General features: G+C 38.8%; 16 protein-coding genes. 10 read left to right on the top strand and 6 right to left on the bottom strand.

Features of this window, described 5'->3' with window-relative positions; translation table 11 throughout:
• Window positions 1-93: 93 nt before the first annotated feature.
• Window positions 94-1,008 (bottom strand): 2OG-Fe(II) oxygenase family protein, encoded by a 915-nt coding sequence (locus GQR45_RS12140; protein WP_165726065.1) that lies wholly within the window; start codon window positions 1,006-1,008, stop codon window positions 94-96.
• A gap of 227 nt (window positions 1,009-1,235) precedes the next feature.
• On the bottom strand, window positions 1,236-1,835 hold the full coding sequence (gene msrA, locus GQR45_RS12135) for a peptide-methionine (S)-S-oxide reductase MsrA (RefSeq protein ID WP_165726064.1): 600 nt from the start codon (window positions 1,833-1,835) through the stop codon (window positions 1,236-1,238).
• A 287-nt stretch (window positions 1,836-2,122) separates the two neighbouring features.
• On the opposite strand from msrA, the gene GQR45_RS12130 reads away from it, so the two are divergent.
• On the top strand, window positions 2,123-2,317 hold the full coding sequence (locus GQR45_RS12130) for a CPXCG motif-containing cysteine-rich protein (RefSeq protein WP_007586729.1): 195 nt from the start codon (window positions 2,123-2,125) through the stop codon (window positions 2,315-2,317).
• Between the two features lie 58 nt (window positions 2,318-2,375).
• On the opposite strand, the gene GQR45_RS12125 is transcribed toward GQR45_RS12130, so the two are convergent.
• On the bottom strand, window positions 2,376-2,576 hold the full coding sequence (locus GQR45_RS12125) for a hypothetical protein (RefSeq protein WP_007586727.1): 201 nt from the start codon (window positions 2,574-2,576) through the stop codon (window positions 2,376-2,378).
• Window positions 2,577-2,683: 107 nt separating this feature from the next.
• On the opposite strand from GQR45_RS12125, the gene GQR45_RS12120 reads away from it, so the two are divergent.
• From GQR45_RS12120 to GQR45_RS12110, 3 genes are all read left to right on the top strand, one after another.
• The gene (locus GQR45_RS12120; RefSeq protein ID WP_165726063.1) at window positions 2,684-3,166 is read left to right on the top strand and encodes a GNAT family N-acetyltransferase; all 483 of its coding nucleotides are present in this window, start codon (window positions 2,684-2,686) and stop codon (window positions 3,164-3,166) included.
• A gap of 167 nt (window positions 3,167-3,333) precedes the next feature.
• Entirely contained in the window at window positions 3,334-3,945 is a 612-nt protein-coding gene (locus GQR45_RS12115) for a MarC family protein (protein WP_010552776.1), read from the top strand.
• Between the two features lie 30 nt (window positions 3,946-3,975).
• The gene (locus GQR45_RS12110) at window positions 3,976-4,857 is read left to right on the top strand and encodes an alpha/beta hydrolase-fold protein (RefSeq protein WP_165726062.1); all 882 of its coding nucleotides are present in this window, start codon (window positions 3,976-3,978) and stop codon (window positions 4,855-4,857) included.
• A 520-nt stretch (window positions 4,858-5,377) separates the two neighbouring features.
• Here the strand turns inward: GQR45_RS12110 and GQR45_RS12105 are convergent.
• Both GQR45_RS12105 and GQR45_RS12100 read right to left on the bottom strand, forming a co-directional pair.
• The gene (locus GQR45_RS12105) at window positions 5,378-6,517 is read right to left on the bottom strand and encodes an MFS transporter (protein WP_165726061.1); all 1,140 of its coding nucleotides are present in this window, start codon (window positions 6,515-6,517) and stop codon (window positions 5,378-5,380) included.
• Between the two features lie 24 nt (window positions 6,518-6,541).
• Window positions 6,542-7,714: an MFS transporter gene (locus GQR45_RS12100; RefSeq protein WP_165726060.1), complete on the bottom strand. Its 1,173-nt coding sequence runs from the start codon at window positions 7,712-7,714 to the stop codon at window positions 6,542-6,544.
• Window positions 7,715-7,822: 108 nt separating this feature from the next.
• Here GQR45_RS12100 and GQR45_RS12095 point away from each other — a divergent pair, with 108 nt between their 5' ends.
• Window positions 7,823-8,734, top strand: coding sequence for a LysR family transcriptional regulator (locus GQR45_RS12095; RefSeq protein ID WP_165726059.1), 912 nt, complete (start codon window positions 7,823-7,825; stop codon window positions 8,732-8,734).
• A 90-nt stretch (window positions 8,735-8,824) separates the two neighbouring features.
• Here the strand turns inward: GQR45_RS12095 and GQR45_RS12090 are convergent, their stop codons facing one another.
• Window positions 8,825-10,033, bottom strand: coding sequence for a porin (locus GQR45_RS12090; protein WP_165726058.1), 1,209 nt, complete (start codon window positions 10,031-10,033; stop codon window positions 8,825-8,827).
• Between the two features lie 637 nt (window positions 10,034-10,670).
• Here GQR45_RS12090 and GQR45_RS12085 point away from each other — a divergent pair.
• From GQR45_RS12085 to GQR45_RS12065, 5 genes are all read left to right on the top strand, one after another.
• Window positions 10,671-12,260, top strand: coding sequence for an ABC-F family ATPase (locus GQR45_RS12085; protein WP_165726100.1), 1,590 nt, complete (start codon window positions 10,671-10,673; stop codon window positions 12,258-12,260).
• Window positions 12,261-12,421: 161 nt separating this feature from the next.
• Window positions 12,422-12,904 (top strand): 5-(carboxyamino)imidazole ribonucleotide mutase, encoded by a 483-nt coding sequence (purE, locus tag GQR45_RS12080; protein ID WP_002962540.1) that lies wholly within the window; start codon window positions 12,422-12,424, stop codon window positions 12,902-12,904.
• Between the two features lie 2 nt (window positions 12,905-12,906).
• Complete coding sequence (locus GQR45_RS12075) at window positions 12,907-14,055, top strand: 5-(carboxyamino)imidazole ribonucleotide synthase (protein WP_165726057.1); 1,149 nt, start codon at window positions 12,907-12,909, stop codon at window positions 14,053-14,055.
• Between the two features lie 122 nt (window positions 14,056-14,177).
• The gene (locus GQR45_RS12070; protein WP_165726056.1) at window positions 14,178-15,353 is read left to right on the top strand and encodes an endonuclease/exonuclease/phosphatase family protein; all 1,176 of its coding nucleotides are present in this window, start codon (window positions 14,178-14,180) and stop codon (window positions 15,351-15,353) included.
• A 132-nt stretch (window positions 15,354-15,485) separates the two neighbouring features.
• The gene (locus GQR45_RS12065; protein WP_165726055.1) at window positions 15,486-17,990 is read left to right on the top strand and encodes a prolyl oligopeptidase family serine peptidase; all 2,505 of its coding nucleotides are present in this window, start codon (window positions 15,486-15,488) and stop codon (window positions 17,988-17,990) included.
• The last annotated feature ends 81 nt before the right edge of the window (window positions 17,991-18,071 follow it).

Genomic DNA, 18,071 nt, shown 5'->3' with positions numbered 1-18,071 from the left:
ATGCTAACAAAAAGGCTGCTTAAATTAAGCAGCCTTTTTGCTTAGTTAAAAGCTTAGTTAAAAACTTAGTTAAAAACTTAGTTAAAAACTCGATTAAAACGGTGTATAGCCGTCGTTCGTTTTTTTAGGGTTAATCCAGCGCTGTTTAGCATCAATAGGAATGCGTGGTGCACCTTGTGCTGGTAATCGCCCGCGTTCTCCATACAACCACAAAACAAAATTAGTTCGCTCACCACTGGTAATAGGCTTTGCTGCGTGTGCAATATTGCCACGATGTAACATGGCAGTGCCGGGCTTAAACGTAAGTGATTTAATGTCGCCTGTGTACGGGTGATAAAAGTCAACTTCTGACCCTGTAAACTCTTCGCCTGGTAAGTTTAAGTTAATATTAAGCGTTACGGCCGATGCATCGGTATGTGGGCGAATTGACGAATCTGTGTTTGGCTCATAATAAATAGAAAAACCAAATGTTTGTGTATCAAACCCCGTAACCTCCGGGAACAACATACGCGAAATAGGGCGCATATAAGTGTTTAGTATTTCGTTATAAAACGCTTGAAAGCTTGGCGCTGCTAAATAACCTTCTGATCGGCTATCAAGCATTGCACCACGGCGATTTAACACTATGCCATATGGTGGGCGCATAGGAATTTGCGAATTCCATACTTGTTCTAAATACCCGCGTAATACGGCAAGGCGCTCTGGATCAAAAAATTGAAATTGAAATACATCAGGCGCTACTTCGTGTAATAACGCTTTTACGGCCAGCTCTTTTGATGGATCTTCCCATGCTTGCTTTACTGCTTCACGTAGGTTTTTATCAAGTAGTGTGTCGTCAACCGTAAACGTTGAGCCATCTATTGATGTTGTTTCCCATTCGCTCCACGCGTTTGTAATTAGGTCGGTGTTGCTATTCCAAAAGTGTTGTACTGATGGTTCACGGTAAAGCATGGCTTGGCGTGTAGGTAACTCTAGAGCACGCGCTAGCTGTAATTGATTGGCAAACATTTTGTGTAACTCCAGTTGTTGAATTTGGTTTATATCAATCTAGGAGTGCAATTTATTGCATTTGATTTAGTAGATAAACAGCCTGCTTCAGGAAACAGAATATACTATTTATTGATAATGAAGGTTTATATACTTTTTGAAGCAGAGAAAGCTAGCTTTGTAGATAAGCAAAAGGCTGCACAATACGTAGCCTTTTGTTGGTGTAATTTAAGTTGCTTAATAAAATACTAGTGGGTTGCTCTGTCGCCCCAAATATCTTCTAGGCGGCTGTCGCGACCACAACGCCAACGATAAGTGTTGTATCGGATTGGGTTGTTTTTGTAATAATCTTGGTGAAAGCTTTCCCTCCCTTTTATAGGGTAAAAGGTACTTGCGTTTAGTATAGGTGTAACCACAGTTTGATTAGGAAACTCGGCAACTACTGCTGCTTTTGTTTTTTCAGCTAATTTACGTTGTTCGTCGTTTTGTGCAAATATAGCGCTTAAGTAACTAGGGCCTTTATCGCAAAATTGGCCTCTGGCATCAAAAGGATCAATATTTACCCAGTAATGATCAAGTATACCCTGATAGTTTACTATGGCTGGGTCGTAAGTAATTTCTACGGCCTCGTAATGGCCTTTATGATTACCATTGTATGTTGGATTTTTAAGTTTGCCGCCAGTAAAGCCCGATATTACATCGGTTACGCCTTCTAGCTTTTCAAAGTCACTTTCCATACACCAAAAACAACCTCCAGCTAAAACGGCTTTTTCGGTTTTAGCTGCATGAGTAAATGTGCTAAACAATATTGCGGCAGATGTTAATGCGAGTGCGAGTGATTTTTTCATAAAATTATCCACCTGAAGTGTGAGTTTAAATACTTATGAAGTTAGACCCGCTAAGTGCTAATACTATTTCATTGTAGAGGCATAGTTTTAGCTGGCTAACTTATATATGGTGCAAACTAATGTGCTTAAGATGTTTTATAAACGTAAAGCTGGTATTTAGATCACTTTTTAGTTAGTAGCATGGTTTAATTGGGTTAGCCAAGTATGCGTTATTTAAAGGGGTGTTGAATTATGCTTACGTGTTCATTAAAGTGACAACATTCGAGATATAAATTAGCAGGTGATAAATGAACCAGTTAACAGAAACATCAATAAGCTGCCCTTATTGTGGAGAAAGTATAGAAGTATTACTTGATGCAGCAGATATTGATGAGCAATACATAGAAGACTGCCAAGTATGCTGTAAGCCTATTTCGTTTGTAGTATTTGAAGATGAGGACGAGTTAAACGTTAATGTTTACAGTGAAGACGAAGCATTTTAACTCGTTAATTAGATATTAGGCTGCAAAATTGCAGCCTTTTTATTGTGTATGTGTTTGGTTAGCTATTTTGCTCACGCGCTAGCTGGTTAGGAAGAAGTTCTTCTACTATTTCGCGTGCTGGAAGTGTATAGCGTGTGCCGTCAAACATTACTGAGGTAAACTCGTTAATATTAGTAATGCCTGTTAAGGTCCAGCCTTCGCCGCGCTTTGGGCAATATACTGTGGTAGTGGGTTGTATTACTTGAAAATCGTCACTCATTACGTTCTCTTACTCTTTTTGCTTTAAAGATAATGCTTGTTAATGGGGTATGGTAAGTTAATAATGCCTGCCCATAAAGAGCTAATTTAACTAACCACTTAAATAAAATGTTTAATACCACAAAGCTTGAACGCGTTACGCTGCGTTTAATTACCCACAAACACGCTGCGTGTTTATTTAATATTTTAAACCACCCGCATGTGTCAGAATTTAACGACTACGAAACACCGCTCAGCAAAACACAAATCAAACAATTAATACAAGATGATATTAGTGCCTACTACGAAGGCGAAGTGATTAGAGTCGCAATTGAACATAATACATCTGGGAAGTTAATGGGTACTTGTGGGCTTTATAATTTAACACCGTGTAAAAGTAGTGCGTTTATAGGATTTGAGCTGCACCCCGACTTTTGGGATAAAGGCGTAATGTTTGAAGTAGTCACCGGTTTTATTGAAGCGCTACTTAAGGAAATTGCGCTTAAACATCTATCGGCTGAGGTGAGTGCACACAATGCACGTTCACATAATTTACTTATTAAGTTAGGTTTTAGCTTAAGAGAAAATTCTATTTGGCATAAATCACTTTAACGAAAGACGGCAATTATAAGTGTTTATCTTTTTTCAATCCTGAAAGGTCAACGCCTCCAAGTGTAAATAAAATACAAAAAATAACGGCTTTCTATTATAGTTAAGCGTAAGCAAATGAATTTGTTACCCGTGTTTTATTAGATATTTACGCTTAACAAGGATTTTATATGCTAGAAAAACTATCTCAAGATGCGCTTGTTATTTGGGCAACCATTGACCCAATAGGCACTATGGCGCTGTTTGCTGCGCTTACTTCTCATTTAACAGATCAACAACGTCGTAAAACAGCCTTTAAAACGGTGCTTTACGCTGGTTGCGTACTATTGGGTTCTATTTTAATAGGGCAGCTAATACTTAATGCGATGGGAATTAGGTTGGTGTCGTTTCAGTTAGGGGGCGGAATTATATTGTTTTTGTTTGGCCTGCAAATGATATTTGGAAACGATTCTAACAAAGCTAAACAAGACCCCGATCACGATATTGCGGTGTTTCCGCTAGCTATACCAGCAACTGCGACCCCTGGCGCTATTTTGGCGGTGATACTACTTACCGACAACCACATACACCCAATTACTACTCAAATAGGCACAGCGCTTGTTACAATTGGTGTGTTGGGTATTACTTTAATACTGTTGCTGCTTTCGGGTAAAATAATTAAGCTTATTGGTACTGGCGGCGCGTCTATTTTAACGCGTGTGATGGGGATGATTTTAGCCGCGTTTTCGGTTGAGCTTATTATGACCGCGCTTGAAATAAAACAATGGGTTAAGCTCGATTAAATAACTCCTAAACATTTAAAGGAATGCCGCATGGCAATAAAAATAACAAAACACTATTTTATTAATTTAAGTTTAGCCGTAGTCATTTTTGCTATCGGTATTTTAGCCATACGTTATTACAACCATTATGTATCGGCCTATACAGACGTAACAATTAACTCAAGCGTGCTTAATGAGTCGCGCAAAGTGTTTATAAGATTACCCGCTAATTACAATCCTAAAAAAGCGTATCCGTTAATTATTAAAACCGATGGTAACTTTAATTTAGATACATGGGACAAAGCACTTACAAAACAAGCTAAGAGCGAAAAAGGGGATAAGGCTATATTGGTGTCTATTCCTAATTTGTTTTTTACAGATACACGTAATCGCGATTTAGTGCCTCCCTATGCTCGCCAAGATGTAAATACACAAGCGCGCCCAGAGGGCGAAATACTTATAGAGCCTAATGGTGAAGCCGACAAGTTTTTAGCGTTTATTGAAACTGAGTTATTCCCGTATTTATCGGCAAAATATAAGCTTAGTAATAACCGTGTATTAAGTGGTTTTTCGGCCGGTGGCAGCTTTGTACTTTATACACTTCATACAAGGCCTGAACTGTTTAATGGCTACTTTGCATTTAGCCCAGCGGCTTGGTATGACGACATGACAGTGGTTAATAATGTAGAAGCGTTTTTAACTACTCAAGCTAACAAAGTTAAGGCGCCTACTTATTTATATCTTTCGGTGGGTGGAGCAGAGCATCCGTTAATGTTAAAAGCGTTTAATAATTTAGAGTCTGCTTTAAAAGCAAACCCTAATAATAACCTTGCGTGGCAAAGCGCTATAAACGAAGGTGCTGAGCATTCAGATAATCCACCACTTAGTGTATCAAAGGCATTAGCTGGTTATAGTGCGTTTATTAAAAAGTAGGTTAGATAGGTTTAAGTGGTAACTGTATGCATATACAGTTACCGCTGTTTTATCTATTTATGATAACGAATCAGTTTTATAGCACTTTATTTAGTTTAATATTATTAACGACTTACAAAGGGAAGTTGGTTTAAGTTATTTTTGACAGGAAATATATATACTGTGTTTATATACAGTATTCAGCTATTGAGTTAGAATCCAGTCAGTACCTATGAGCATATACACATCTATTTGTTACTGCTTTTAATCAGCCTTACGCCTTTGTGATCAGCAATAAGCAGTGTAAGTACTTTGCAATTTCAATATAATTTCACCATCTTTTTACACTCTTAATGCAGTTAATATAAATTAGCTGGTGGCTTTATAGTAAAAGAACACATCATGCTAAATGTTGTTATAATGGTAAACTTAGCAATAGAGTTAAATTAGAAAAAAGTAATCAGTGAGGTAGTGCAAATAATAAAGCGGGAGGTTTAGATAAAAAAGAGCATTTATAAAAATGCTCTTTTTTAAGTTACGACTACTTTGCTTTGATCGGTTTAAAAAACAATACCAGTGCAATTATAAATGCTGAAACGCTACAAATTATAAATACGTTTTTTTCACCACCAGGTATGTACTGCATAAATGAGGTAAAAAACTGACCCGAAAATACAGCCATCGTAAAGTACGATAAATTACGGCCGCGTACTTTCACATCACTGAGCTCTACCGTCATATGGTTTAAAAGCGGGATACTAAAACCAAATCCTATACCTATTAATATTGCGCCTAAAATTAAAAGTAGGGTGCTTACTTGTGTAAAACAAATATACGATAAACTAAACGCTAAAAAGGCAAATGCCAAAACCTTGGGCTCACCAAGCTTCTTTGTTATTTTAGGCATAAAGCCTGCGGTAACTATAGCCACTAAAGATATAAATGCGAGTAGTTGGCCTATTTGTGATTCGTTAAAGTTTTCTTCGTTCATTGTAATGGGTAGTAACACAGTAGACGTAAAAAATATGGTCATCGCGAGTGTTGAAATTACATAAACGCTTTTTAACGAGAGACCATTATTAGCTTTGTGATGTAGATGTTCTGACACTTCATCGTTATTACTAGCCAGTGAGTTTTTACTTGGCACAAACAATAAAAGCATGGCCAAAAATACCCACGCTATTAAATAAAGTGAAAATGGCAGCGCCCAAAATTGCGACGCTAATAATCCGCCTAAAAATAAAAATATAACACCGCCTAACTCTATCGCCATGCCTTGTTTTGCAATCATGCCAAGGCGTGCTTCGCCTGTGTACCAAGCAGAAATTAAAACCGTACAACTTGCCATTACCACAGCAGTTATACCGCCGAGTAAAAATCGATTAGCAAATACAAGCGTTGGGCCTTTTAAAAAGTAAGCACTGGCACCTGCAACCCCATATAAAAATAACCCAATTACTAAAAGTTTATAAGCTCCGTATTTATCTATTAATTTTCCTGCTAGCGGCGCAAAAACCACAGCGCCTAACGATGGCAACGTAATTAAAAGTACGGTGTTATCGGTTATACCTAATCCTTGTGAAATACTTACTAAACCTGGCGCAAGTAGGGTTCCCACCATAATAGTTAAGCTGGCGATACACAGTAATGTAAAGCTACCCGCTGTTTTTAACGTACCCATTTTTACTCCTTAAGTTTTAAGCGATTACTTTTTAGCAAATGAATTAAAAATGCCACTTAGCAAAATAAATATAATGCTTACAGCAACAACGCCATGCCATTGATAAAGTGCAAATGCTTTAACACCAACCATTGAGCCAACAGCGCCTCCAATGTAATAACCCAGCATGTAAATTCCATTTATGCGACTTTGCGCAGTGGGGTCAATACTAAAAACACGCACCTGGTTAGCCACTTGTGCACTAAATATGGCGAAGTCGATTAGAATAATGCCAATAACTAACGACGCTAAACTGCCATTAAACAAACCTGTAATAGCAAAGCCGATTGCCGCAAGCGTAAGTGCAATCATAATTAGAGCTTTAGATCCCAGTTTGCTGACCCATTTACCCGACGACTTAGCGCCAATTACGCCAGCCAATGCTATTACACCAAATAAACCGGCTTGTTGAGCGTTGTAGTTAAATGGCTCGTTACTTACATAAATTGCAAGTGTTGCCCAAAGCACATTAAATGATGCAAACCAAAATGCGCCCGAAAGTGTAAAATGCTGCAGTGATTTATGTTTAATAAACAACGCCAACGTACTTTTAATGAGAGGCCAGTAACGCAAATTAGTGTGTGGCTTATTGCTAGGTAAAAACACGCGCAGTAATATACCAAATAATGCCGCGAGTACTGCCGACATTAAAAATACATTTCGCCAACCAAATTGCTCACCTACAAACCCACTTAACGTTCTTGAAAGTAAAATACCGATGGTTAAGCCCATCATTAATGTGCCTAACGTGGCACCTTTTTGCTCGCTCGATACAAGCGATGCTGCAAAGGGTATTAATTGCTGGGTTATATTGGCGCTTACACCAATTAAAAATACCGATATAAGTAATAAAGGTAAGTTAGGTGCAAGCATTGCTGCACTACAAGCCACTACTAATAAGCACGACAAAATAGTAATTAAACGCCTGCGAGCAATCGAGTCACCCAACGGAGAAATAAATAATAACGCAAACGCGTAACCAATTTGTGTAAGTGCGGGAATACTCCCAAGCTGCGAATCAGTTAAATTAAATTCGTTCGCTATAAGCGGTAAAATAGGCTGGTTGTAGTACAAGTTTGCTGCTGTTGCGGCAATTGCAGTGGTCATTAGTAATAAAATAAATCGACTTAATGACTGATTTTGTTCAGGTTTGGTCATAGCTGTCTAGTGTTGTTAACTCATGCCGCTATGGTATGAGTTCTTTACCTATAACAAAAATGATATTATTTTATAGAATCTATGCAAATAATGTATTTAAGGTGCGTAATGGATATTAAAACATTAAAAAGTTTTGTCAGCGTGGCCAAGCATCAGAGTTTTTCAGAAGCGGCCAAAGAGCTACACACCGTGCAACCTGCAATAAGTAGGCATATTGCACAGCTCGAAAGCGAGCTTGATGTTGTGCTGTTTATAAGAAATTCACGCGATGTTGCAATAACTCAAGCGGGTGAGCAGCTATTAAAAGATGCACGCGCTATTTTGGCTCTAGCTGACAAAGCTAAAACTCAGGTTAAACGTGCCCACAACGGGCAGGTAGGTACACTTAATATTGCGCACTTAAGCTCGGCATGTTTAACCTTTATGGCAGCACTGGTTCGAGAATATAAACAGCAATACCCAAGCGTACACGTTACATTGTTTGAAATGACTGCAACTGAGCAAATACATGCGTTTAAAAATGATTTAATTGATGTGGGTTTTTCACGGCCTTTACCTGATTCAATTAATGATGAATTTGTAAGTCATACTATTTATGTAGATTCATTGGTGGCCATCGTTAATCAAAACCATGCGCTGGCAAATTATAAAAATATTGATTTAGCTAAACTAAAAAATGAGCCTTTTATTATTTTTAATAGAGAGGAAGCACTTGGTCTTTTTGATGAAACCATTTTGCAATGCAAACAAGCTCATTTTTCACCGAACATTATTAGCCAACCTAGGCATATGCAAACATTAGTTACTGAAGTAGCTGCTGGCCTTGGTGTGGCAATTGCGCCATATTGCGTACGTAAATTATATAGTGAAGGGTGCCATTTTATAAAACTGAGCGACGTACTCACGCAAATCCCGGTGCTATTACAAATTAAAAAAGCAGATACCAATGCAGCTGTTAATGCATTTGTTGAAATAGCCTTAAATGCAAAATCGAGTATTGAAAAAAGTATGGCGGAATAAAAAAAGCCCAGTTAAAAAAGTTAAAAGGGCTAAAAGGGTTGTGCTTAGGGAAGTTGTAGTCGTTTTTAAACTTATATTTAGAGCTTATATTTAGAACTTATATCTAAAACCAAATGCTATACCGTCATCTTCCGACTGCTCCATTTGTGCTTGTTGATCGTCGTTATCACTTTCAAAGTCGCTAAAGTCTTTACGCGCTTCTACGTAGGCAATAGTGTCTTCGTCAATTAAGTAGTGAAGGCCAATAACAGCAAACTGACGCTTAAATATATCGTCTGGATCGGCGTTAAAGTTTGGCTGAATTACGTAGTCATCACCGGCATCAAACACGTTGTAGGCAATAAAAGGGCGAAAATCGTTATCAAAGCGATAAGATGCAAATGTTTCTATACCTATTGCGTCATCAATTAAGCGACCAATATTATCGGTGTCGTGGTTTTTGTTTTTATTTATGTTGGCAGCAACGTAAAGTCCGGGCTTATCAATGTTGCCCCACATAATGCCTGCACCGTAAATTAAATCTTCAACATTGCGAGTAGAACCATCGCCAAACGTTAAATCAAACTCGCCACGGTTAATACCCGCTGTAAGCGTGAGCATATCGGTAGGGGTATATGTTACAGATGCACCAAATGTGTAGTTAAATTCAACTTCTTGGGCTGCACTATCGCCAGAGTTCCATAGCGTTTCGCATTCTTCTTCTGAAATATCGCTTACGTCACAGGTATAAAATTCGCTGTTTTTAAGCTGCGCTTGTACTGCAAAACTAAAATCGTTATAGCTATTGCGGTACTGCACTAACTTATCGCCACGGCCAGTGCCATTTACAGCGCCATCGTCTTTGTTATAGGTGTAAACGCCAGCTGCATTACCATCCCATACAAAGCTATTATTTGTACCATAAACTACGTCGTACCATGCACCCCATTGTTTACCAATGGTAAGTTGACCGTACTTTTCGTGTGAAAGGCCTGCGTAACCTAAACGGTTATACAAAAACTCATCCTGAATAGACTCAAAACGATTGTTATAAATAATATCGCTGCTGCCAACAGGGTTTACACCCCATTCTACGAGTGCGAGGGCAGTCCAGTCTTTCTTAAGCTTTCGGGTAAATCCAAAGTTAATACGCGAGGTACCGTTAACAACTTCGGTTTCGTTTTGTGTATTAATTACACGCACATCAAGATATCCACCTACTTCAACAGTGTTTTTGTCATCTTTGTATAACTCTACTGCCGAAACAGCGGGTGCGAATACAATACTTGCGCTAATAAGCGTCGCTAATTTTTTGCTCATCTTGTGTGTTGCCCTGTGTAAATTGGTCAGTTTTTTACGTAGGTAAAAATTCAGATTCGAAGACTAACAAAGCAATAAACGGCTCAAAAGTGAAAAAAAATCAACAAAATTTGAAGGAAAACTTAATTAACATTCACTCAAGGTTAATTTTGTTTTTCAAGTGTTGCTGAGGTTTGTTTTTTTAGTTGTTTTGTAGGTAAAAAGGATTGGTAATAAGTGGTGTGTTAAAATTCTAATTTGAATTAATTTCATCTTGATTAAAAAATAGCGACTAGTGCAAAAGCTCTAAAAGTGCTTTATTTTCATAAATATAACTTTTTATTGTTATAGGTTGTACAAAAATGAGTTAAGTAAACACACAAACACGTTAAAAGTGTTTTTACTCTAATTTGTATCGTAATTTCTAATCTCTTATGCCTGTTTGTAAAACATACTTTATGAATTTTAATTAGAATAAGTTGAATAAAAATTAACGAAACCATTAAATCTAATCCGTTATTTTTACTACTAACTACATAGCCATAATAAATGCCTAAAACGCAGTGGTTTGCCTTTAAACTTTCATAGAAAAACAGGGCAATTTGGTTTAAACTGCGCGCAATTTAAATACATCATTACTCCTTTGGAGGGTAGCGCTATTATTAGTACAGCTAATGTCACCATGCAATTTGGTGCTAAACCATTATTTGAAAATATCTCAGCAAAATTTGGCGACGGAAACCGTTACGGTTTAATCGGTGCAAATGGTTGTGGTAAATCAACATTTATGAAGATTCTAAGTGGTGAGCTCGAAGCGTCTTCAGGTAATGTAAGTACTGATCCAAATGAACGTGTTGCTAAACTAAACCAAGACCAGTTTGCCTACGAAGAATACTCAGTAATTGATACTGTGATCATGGGTCACAAAGAGCTGTGGAAAATAAAACAAGAACGCGACCGTATTTACTCTTTACCAGAAATGAGTGAAGACGACGGTATGAAAGTAGCCGATCTTGAAACTGAGTTTGCTGAAATGGATGGTTACTCTGCTGAATCTAAAGCAGGCGAGCTTCTATTAGGCGTAGGTATTGGCACAGACCAACACTTTGGCCCAATGTCAGAAATTGCACCGGGTTTTAAACTACGTGTGCTACTTGCACAGGTGTTGTTTTCAGACCCAGATATAATGCTACTTGATGAGCCTACCAATAACTTGGATATTTACACCATCAAGTGGTTAGAAGACGTGTTAAACCAACGCGACTGTACCATGATAATCATCTCGCATGACCGTCACTTTTTAAACTCTGTGTGTACTCACATGGCCGATATTGACTACGGTGAGCTACGTATTTACTCAGGTAACTACGACGAATACATGTTTGCAGCAACGCAAGCACGTGAGCAACTACTTAGCGAAAACGCGAAGAAGAAAAACCAAATTGCTGAACTTCAACAGTTTGTATCACGTTTCTCTGCTAACGCATCTAAAGCTAAGCAAGCAACATCGCGCGCTAAACGTATCGACAAAATTCAGTTAGACGAAGTTAAAGCGTCTTCACGCCAAACGCCGTTTATTCGCTTCGACCAAGAAAAGCAGTTATTCAGAAACGCGCTTGAAATGAATAACTTAACGCAAGGCTTTGATGACAACACGTTGTTTTCTGGGCTTGAAGGTTTAGTAGAAGTTGGCGAACGTATTGCTATTATTGGTGAAAATGGTGTTGGTAAAACAACATTACTTAATACATTAGCAGGGCGCTTAGCTCCTAAAGCCGGTGAGTTTAAGTTCTCAAAAAATGCAAATATTGGTTACTACGCGCAAGATCACGCAGATGAGTTTGCAACCGACATGAACTTGTTTCAGTGGATGGAGCAATGGCAACAAGAGGGCGACGACGAGCAAGTGGTTCGTAGCTTCTTAGGTCGTATGCTGTTCTCTCAAAACGATATTAAGAAGTCAGTTAAAGTAATTTCAGGTGGTGAGCAAGGCCGCATGCTGTTTGGTAAAATTATGATGCATAAACCAAACATATTGCTAATGGATGAGCCAACCAACCACATGGATATGGAATCTATTGAAGCGCTTAACTTAGCACTTGAAGCCTACGAAGGTACATTAATGTTTGTATCGCACGATCGTCAATTTGTATCATCGGTAGCTACCCGAATTTGGGAAGTTAAAGATGGTAAAATCATTGACTTTAGAGGCAACTACGCAGAATACCTAGCGAGTAAAGAAGCTTAATTAGCTATTTACCCGTTAACCCTAAAAAGCCATGTTTAAACATGGCTTTTTTTGTTTTTGTGGCTTTGTATTAGTCGCAATTAATATGGCTTTGGGTATAATACCCGGCTTAAACAGGACATAAGTCCGCTATTTTAAAAATACATTACTGAGGAGTATTTATGACTGTTGGCATTATTATGGGTTCTAAATCAGATTGGCCAACCATGGAACATGCAGCACTTATGCTTGAGCATTTTGGCATTAAGTACGAAACTAAAGTCGTGTCTGCACACCGCACTCCTCAATTACTTGCTGATTACGCAAGTTCAGCCGCAGAACGCGGTATTAAAGTTATTATTGCTGGCGCTGGCGGCGCGGCTCATTTACCAGGTATGGCTGCTGCTTTTACATCGCTTCCTGTACTGGGCGTGCCTGTAAAATCAAAAGCATTAAATGGTGTTGATTCACTTTTATCTATTTGCCAAATGCCTAAAGGCGTTGCAGTGGGCACACTTGCAATTGGTGAGCCGGGCGCAGCAAACGCAGGTTTACTAGCCGCACAAATTTTAGGGTGTCAAAATCCAGAAATTTTTGCAAAAATTGAAGCGTTTCGTAAAGCTCAAACCGACACTATATTAGCTAATCCAAACCCTGCAGAGTAATAATGAATATTTTAATATTAGGTGCAGGGCAACTTGCACGTATGATGAGTCTTGCAGGCGCGCCGCTTAATTTAAATGTGGTTGCATACGATGTAGGCAGCAAGCAAATTAAGCATCCGCTAACTGGTGAGGTTTATAGCACGTCACTTGAACAAGCAATATTAAACGCTGATGCAATTACTGCAGAGTTTGAGCACATTCCTGATGACGTATTAACACTTTGCTGTAACAGCAATAAGTTTTACCCAGGGAAAGCCGCTATTAAAACCGGTGGCGATCGCTCGCTTGAAAAAGCATTGCTTGATAAAACAAACGTAACTTGTGCGCCGTATCAATTAATTACTGAAAAAGCGCATCTTGAACACGCAGTTAAAACCCTAGGAAAGCCACTTGTTATTAAAACATGCCAAGCGGGTTACGATGGAAAAGGCCAATGGCGTTTAAAATCGGATAGTCAAATAGACGAAATTTGGTCACAAATGTCTGATTTTATTGCATCGGGCACCGAGCTTGCGCCACATACAATTATTGCTGAAAAAATGATCCCGTTTGATCGTGAAGTATCTATTATTGGTGCGCGCGATAAACACGGTAACGTTGCTATTTATCCGCTAACAGAAAACGAGCACACTAATGGTGTATTAACGCTTTCTATTGCTGGTAAAAATAATCACAGCGTTGAAGCGCAAGCAAACGATGCATTTACAAAAATAGCAAACGAGCTTAACTACGTTGGCGTGTTAGCTATTGAGTTTTTTGATGTACATGGCACGTTACTCGTTAACGAAATTGCACCGCGCGTACATAACTCAGGCCACTGGACGCAACAAGGCTGCCATTGCTCACAGTTTGAAAACCACATGCGTGCTGTTGCAGGTTTACCGCTTGGTAATACAGAGCTTAAACACATTACCGCGATGATAAACGTACTAGGGCAACCTAATATTCCAGCTGACGTACTTAAATATGCAGATGTGACTAGCCATTGGTACGGTAAAACTGCAAAACCAGGTCGTAAAATGGGCCATATAAACGTATCGGCCACTAGCATGAACGACCTAGCAGATAAATTAGGTGAGCTTACTGAATATCTACCTGAGCATGATTATCCAGGTATTTTAAAAGCGGCGGCAAATTTAATCCTTCATTAAATGGCTAACCGTTTTATTAAATGCCGAGCTTGCTCGGCATTTTTTTGTACTTAAAAAAAGCGCAAGGTTACCTAGATTGTGAAATAATGATTGAGTCTAAAATTTTACAGTGAAATTATTTAATGAAACTTAAAGCAATTTATAGCGCACTACTTGTTGCCGCTTCTTTTAGTCCTTTTTTTAGTAACAGTGCATTTGCATCAGACTCTCTTCGTGTTGCTACTTTTAATGTAAGTATGGATGCAACTAATCACACCCCTAAAGGTGAGCAAGTTAAAAGTGATGCTTTAGTTAATGCACTTAAAGCAAACCACCAGCAAATTAAGAACATAGCGGAAATTATTCAACGTGTTCGCCCTGATATTATTTTACTTAACGAATTTGATTACATCCCAAAAGAGCAGGGAATTGAATACTTTAATCAACATTATTTAAATGTAGGTCAGCAAAAACAAGCCGCTATTAATTACCCTTACTCTTATATTGCCCCTGTAAATACAGGCCTAGCTACCGAGTTTGATTTAGATAACGATGGCAAGAAAAATGGCGTGATGGGCGATGCACAAGGTTTTGGCTTTTTTGAAGGCCATTACGGTATGGCTATTTTGTCAAAATACCCAATCGATTTTGATAAAGTAAGAACCCTTCAAACCTTTAAATATAAAGACATGCCAAATGCACAAATGCCCGTAATGCCTAAAACAGGCGAAAACTGGTATAACACACAAGAATGGCAAGCGTTAAGACTTAGCTCTAAATCGTTTTGGGATTTACCTATTAACGTAAATGATAAAACCATTCATGTTATTGCATCTCACCCAACACCTCCTGTATTTGACGGTGAAGAGGATAGAAACGGCAAACGTAACCACGATGAAGTAAGGTTAATTGCCGATTACGTTTCAAACGCTAAGTATATTTACGATGATAAAGGCGAAAAGGGCGGTTTAAAAACTTACTCTCGGTTTGTTATTTTAGGTGATTTAAATGCAGCCCCTGAAGGCGATAAAGCCCGCACAAGTACCACTGATCAACTGCTTAAAAATCCATTGATAAATGCAAGCTTTGTTCCAAAAAGTGAGGGCGCTAAAGAGCAGTATGCAGTGCCTTATGCACAAAATTACAGTGCTAATTGGCAAGCGCGTGTTGATTACGTTTTACCGTCAAACTATGGTTTAAAAATTAAGGACGGTGGTGTGTTTTGGCCTACTAAAACGAGTAGTGAATATCGTTTAATTAAAGATAGAAACGCATCGAGCGATCACCGCATGGTTTGGCTTGATTTGGTAATTGAATAACGCCTGTTAACAAAAGAGGCGCTAGTAAACAGAGCTTTACCCTGTTTAATGGCTATTTATCTTAAAAAATTGCAATAACTCAAGTGCTTCTGCTTAAATACGGCTTAATTATAATAACCGTATAGAAGCACTATGATTTTTAATTTTTCTTCATCTAAAACGTTAGTGGCCTTAGCTGTTGCCTCAAGTGTTATGCTTGCAGGTTGTAGCGCTACCGCTAACACCTCATCAACACAGCAAAGTGCTTTACCAGCAAGTAAGGTTGCTGCGGTTGTGAACACGCCAGCAGATATCGGCTCACAAAAAATAACGCTAGAACAAGCAATGGCCGATCCTGATTGGATGGGCAATCAACCAGAGAACGCTTACTGGGCTAGCGATTCGGCAACTATAATTTATGCTCAAAAAGAGCAAGGTAATACACTACGCAATTTATTTAGCCAATCTGTTACTAGCCAAACAGCAGAGCAGGTAGCTCTTAAAAAACTTCATACTGTGGGTTCTAATAAAGCCGTTTATTCTAAAAATAAAACAATGGCGGCTTATACATTTAAAGGCAATGTGTTTGTTAAAAACCTAAAAACGGGTGAACTTAAGCAAATTACAGCGACATCAGCAAACGAGTCTAAACCACAATTTTTAAATAATGGCGATTTAGTTTACCGCCAAGGCAATGTGTTTTTTAAAGTTGATTTAAAAACAGGCTTAACGAGCGAGCTTGCTAACTTAAAACTTACTGATGAGCCAAAAGGGATTGAAGAGCCAAGCACGTATATTGCTAAAGAGCAGCATAAATTGATTAAGTTTGTGGCGCTTCAACAAAAAAATAAAAAAGACAAGCAAGCACGTAATGAGCAAATTAATGAACAAAACGATTCAATTGCTAATACGGCTTACTACTTAGGTGACGGTAATAAAGTTGCTGAGGCTCAGCTTTCGCCAAATGGTGATGCGTTATTAGTTGTTGTACAAAAGCAAACTGATTGGCGTGGTGATGGCGATATTATGCCAAATTACATCACTAATGATGCAACGATTGAACCTAAAAAAGCACGCCGCCGAGTAGCTGACGCTAAAGAAGAAACGTCAAAGCTTGTCTACATCAATTTAACTAATAAAGAGCAAACATCACTTAGCTTTAATACTTTACCGGGCTTTGACGAAGATGTTTTAGCCGCAGTTAAAAAAGAAAACTATGCACGGAAAGGTAAAACATATAAGTCTAAAAAGGCGCCTCGTGGCATTAACCTTATTATGGACTGGGGTTTTGAGCAAAGCCCAATAGTATGGAACGATGACGGCTCGCAAGTGGCTATCATGCTCGAAGCATGGGATAACAAAGACCGCTGGCTTGCTACCGTAGATTTTAAAAACAATAAACTTGTGTCGCAACATCGCCTACACGACGATGCATGGATTGCTTATGCGTTTAACGACTTTGGGTGGTTACATAACTCGAACACGCTTTATTACCTATCGGAAGAGTCGGGTTACAGCCAACTTTATAAAAAGCCAGTCAATGGAAGTGCAACTGCGCTTACACAAGGCCAATTTGAGGTTTCTAACTTAACGCTTACAAGTGACGACAGCGCAATTTATTACAAAGCGAATGTTGAACACCCAGGTCTGTACGAAATTTACCGTGTTAACCCGCAAACAGGTAATAGCGAGCAAGTTACTGATTTAAATGGCATGACTGATTACACGTTAAGCCCAGATGAAACCAAGTTACTCCTTAAGCACTCTACAATTACCATGCCTAATGAGCTTTATGTAGCTGACGCACAAGCCAATACAAAAGCAACGCGATTAACGCATACTGTGTCGGATGAGTTTTTAGCTAAAAAGCTAACTGCACCTAAAATTGTTGCCGTGCCATCTAGCCATACCGAACAACCAATATACGCAAAAGTGTACTACCCAGCTGATTACGTTGAAGGTGAAGTAGGTAAAAATCGCAAAGCAGTTATTTTTAACCACGGCGCGGGTTACTTACAAAACTCACATATGGGATTTTCGGTTTATTTTCGTGAATTTATGTTTCATTCATTGCTCGCTGATGAAGGTTACATAGTAATGGATATGGATTACCGCGCATCTAAAGGTTACGGGCGTGATTGGCGCACCGCGATTTATCGTCAAATGGGAACACCTGAAACACAAGATTTAGCCGATGGCGTTAAATGGATGGCGCAAAATGCCAACGTTGATACCAAAGCAGTCGGTACTTATGGTGGCTCTTACGGCGGCTTTATGACCTTTATGGCATTGTTTACTGCGCCTGAGTTATTTCAATCAGGTGCGGCACTACGACCTGTTACCGACTGGGCGCATTACAACACAGGTTACACGGCTAATATATTAAACCATCCTGATGTTGACCCGATTGCGTATGAGCGCAGCTCGCCAATTTATTACGCTGAGGGTTTAAACAAACGTTTACTCATTAATGCACCCATGGTTGACGATAACGTGTTTTTTCAAGACTCAGTGCGTTTAGTACAGCGCTTAATAGAGCTTGAAAAACAAAACTTTGAAACAGCTATATTCCCTGTTGAACCACATGGTTTTGTACAGCCTTCAAGTTGGTTAGACGAATACCGCCGTATTCATAAATTATTTAAAGAAACGCTTTAATCTTTAACTATTAAATTATAAAAACAAAAACGCCGCATTGGTTTAGTTAACCTATGCGGCGTTTTTATTGGATTGAACAAA

Origin of the sequence: Pseudoalteromonas sp. SA25, assembly GCF_011378705.1 — a bacterium.
In the GTDB taxonomy this organism is placed as follows: Bacteria; Pseudomonadota; Gammaproteobacteria; order Enterobacterales; family Alteromonadaceae; genus Pseudoalteromonas; species Pseudoalteromonas arctica.
The sequence above is the reverse complement of the archived record's forward strand: the minus strand, read 5'-3'. Positions and strand labels throughout refer to the sequence as shown.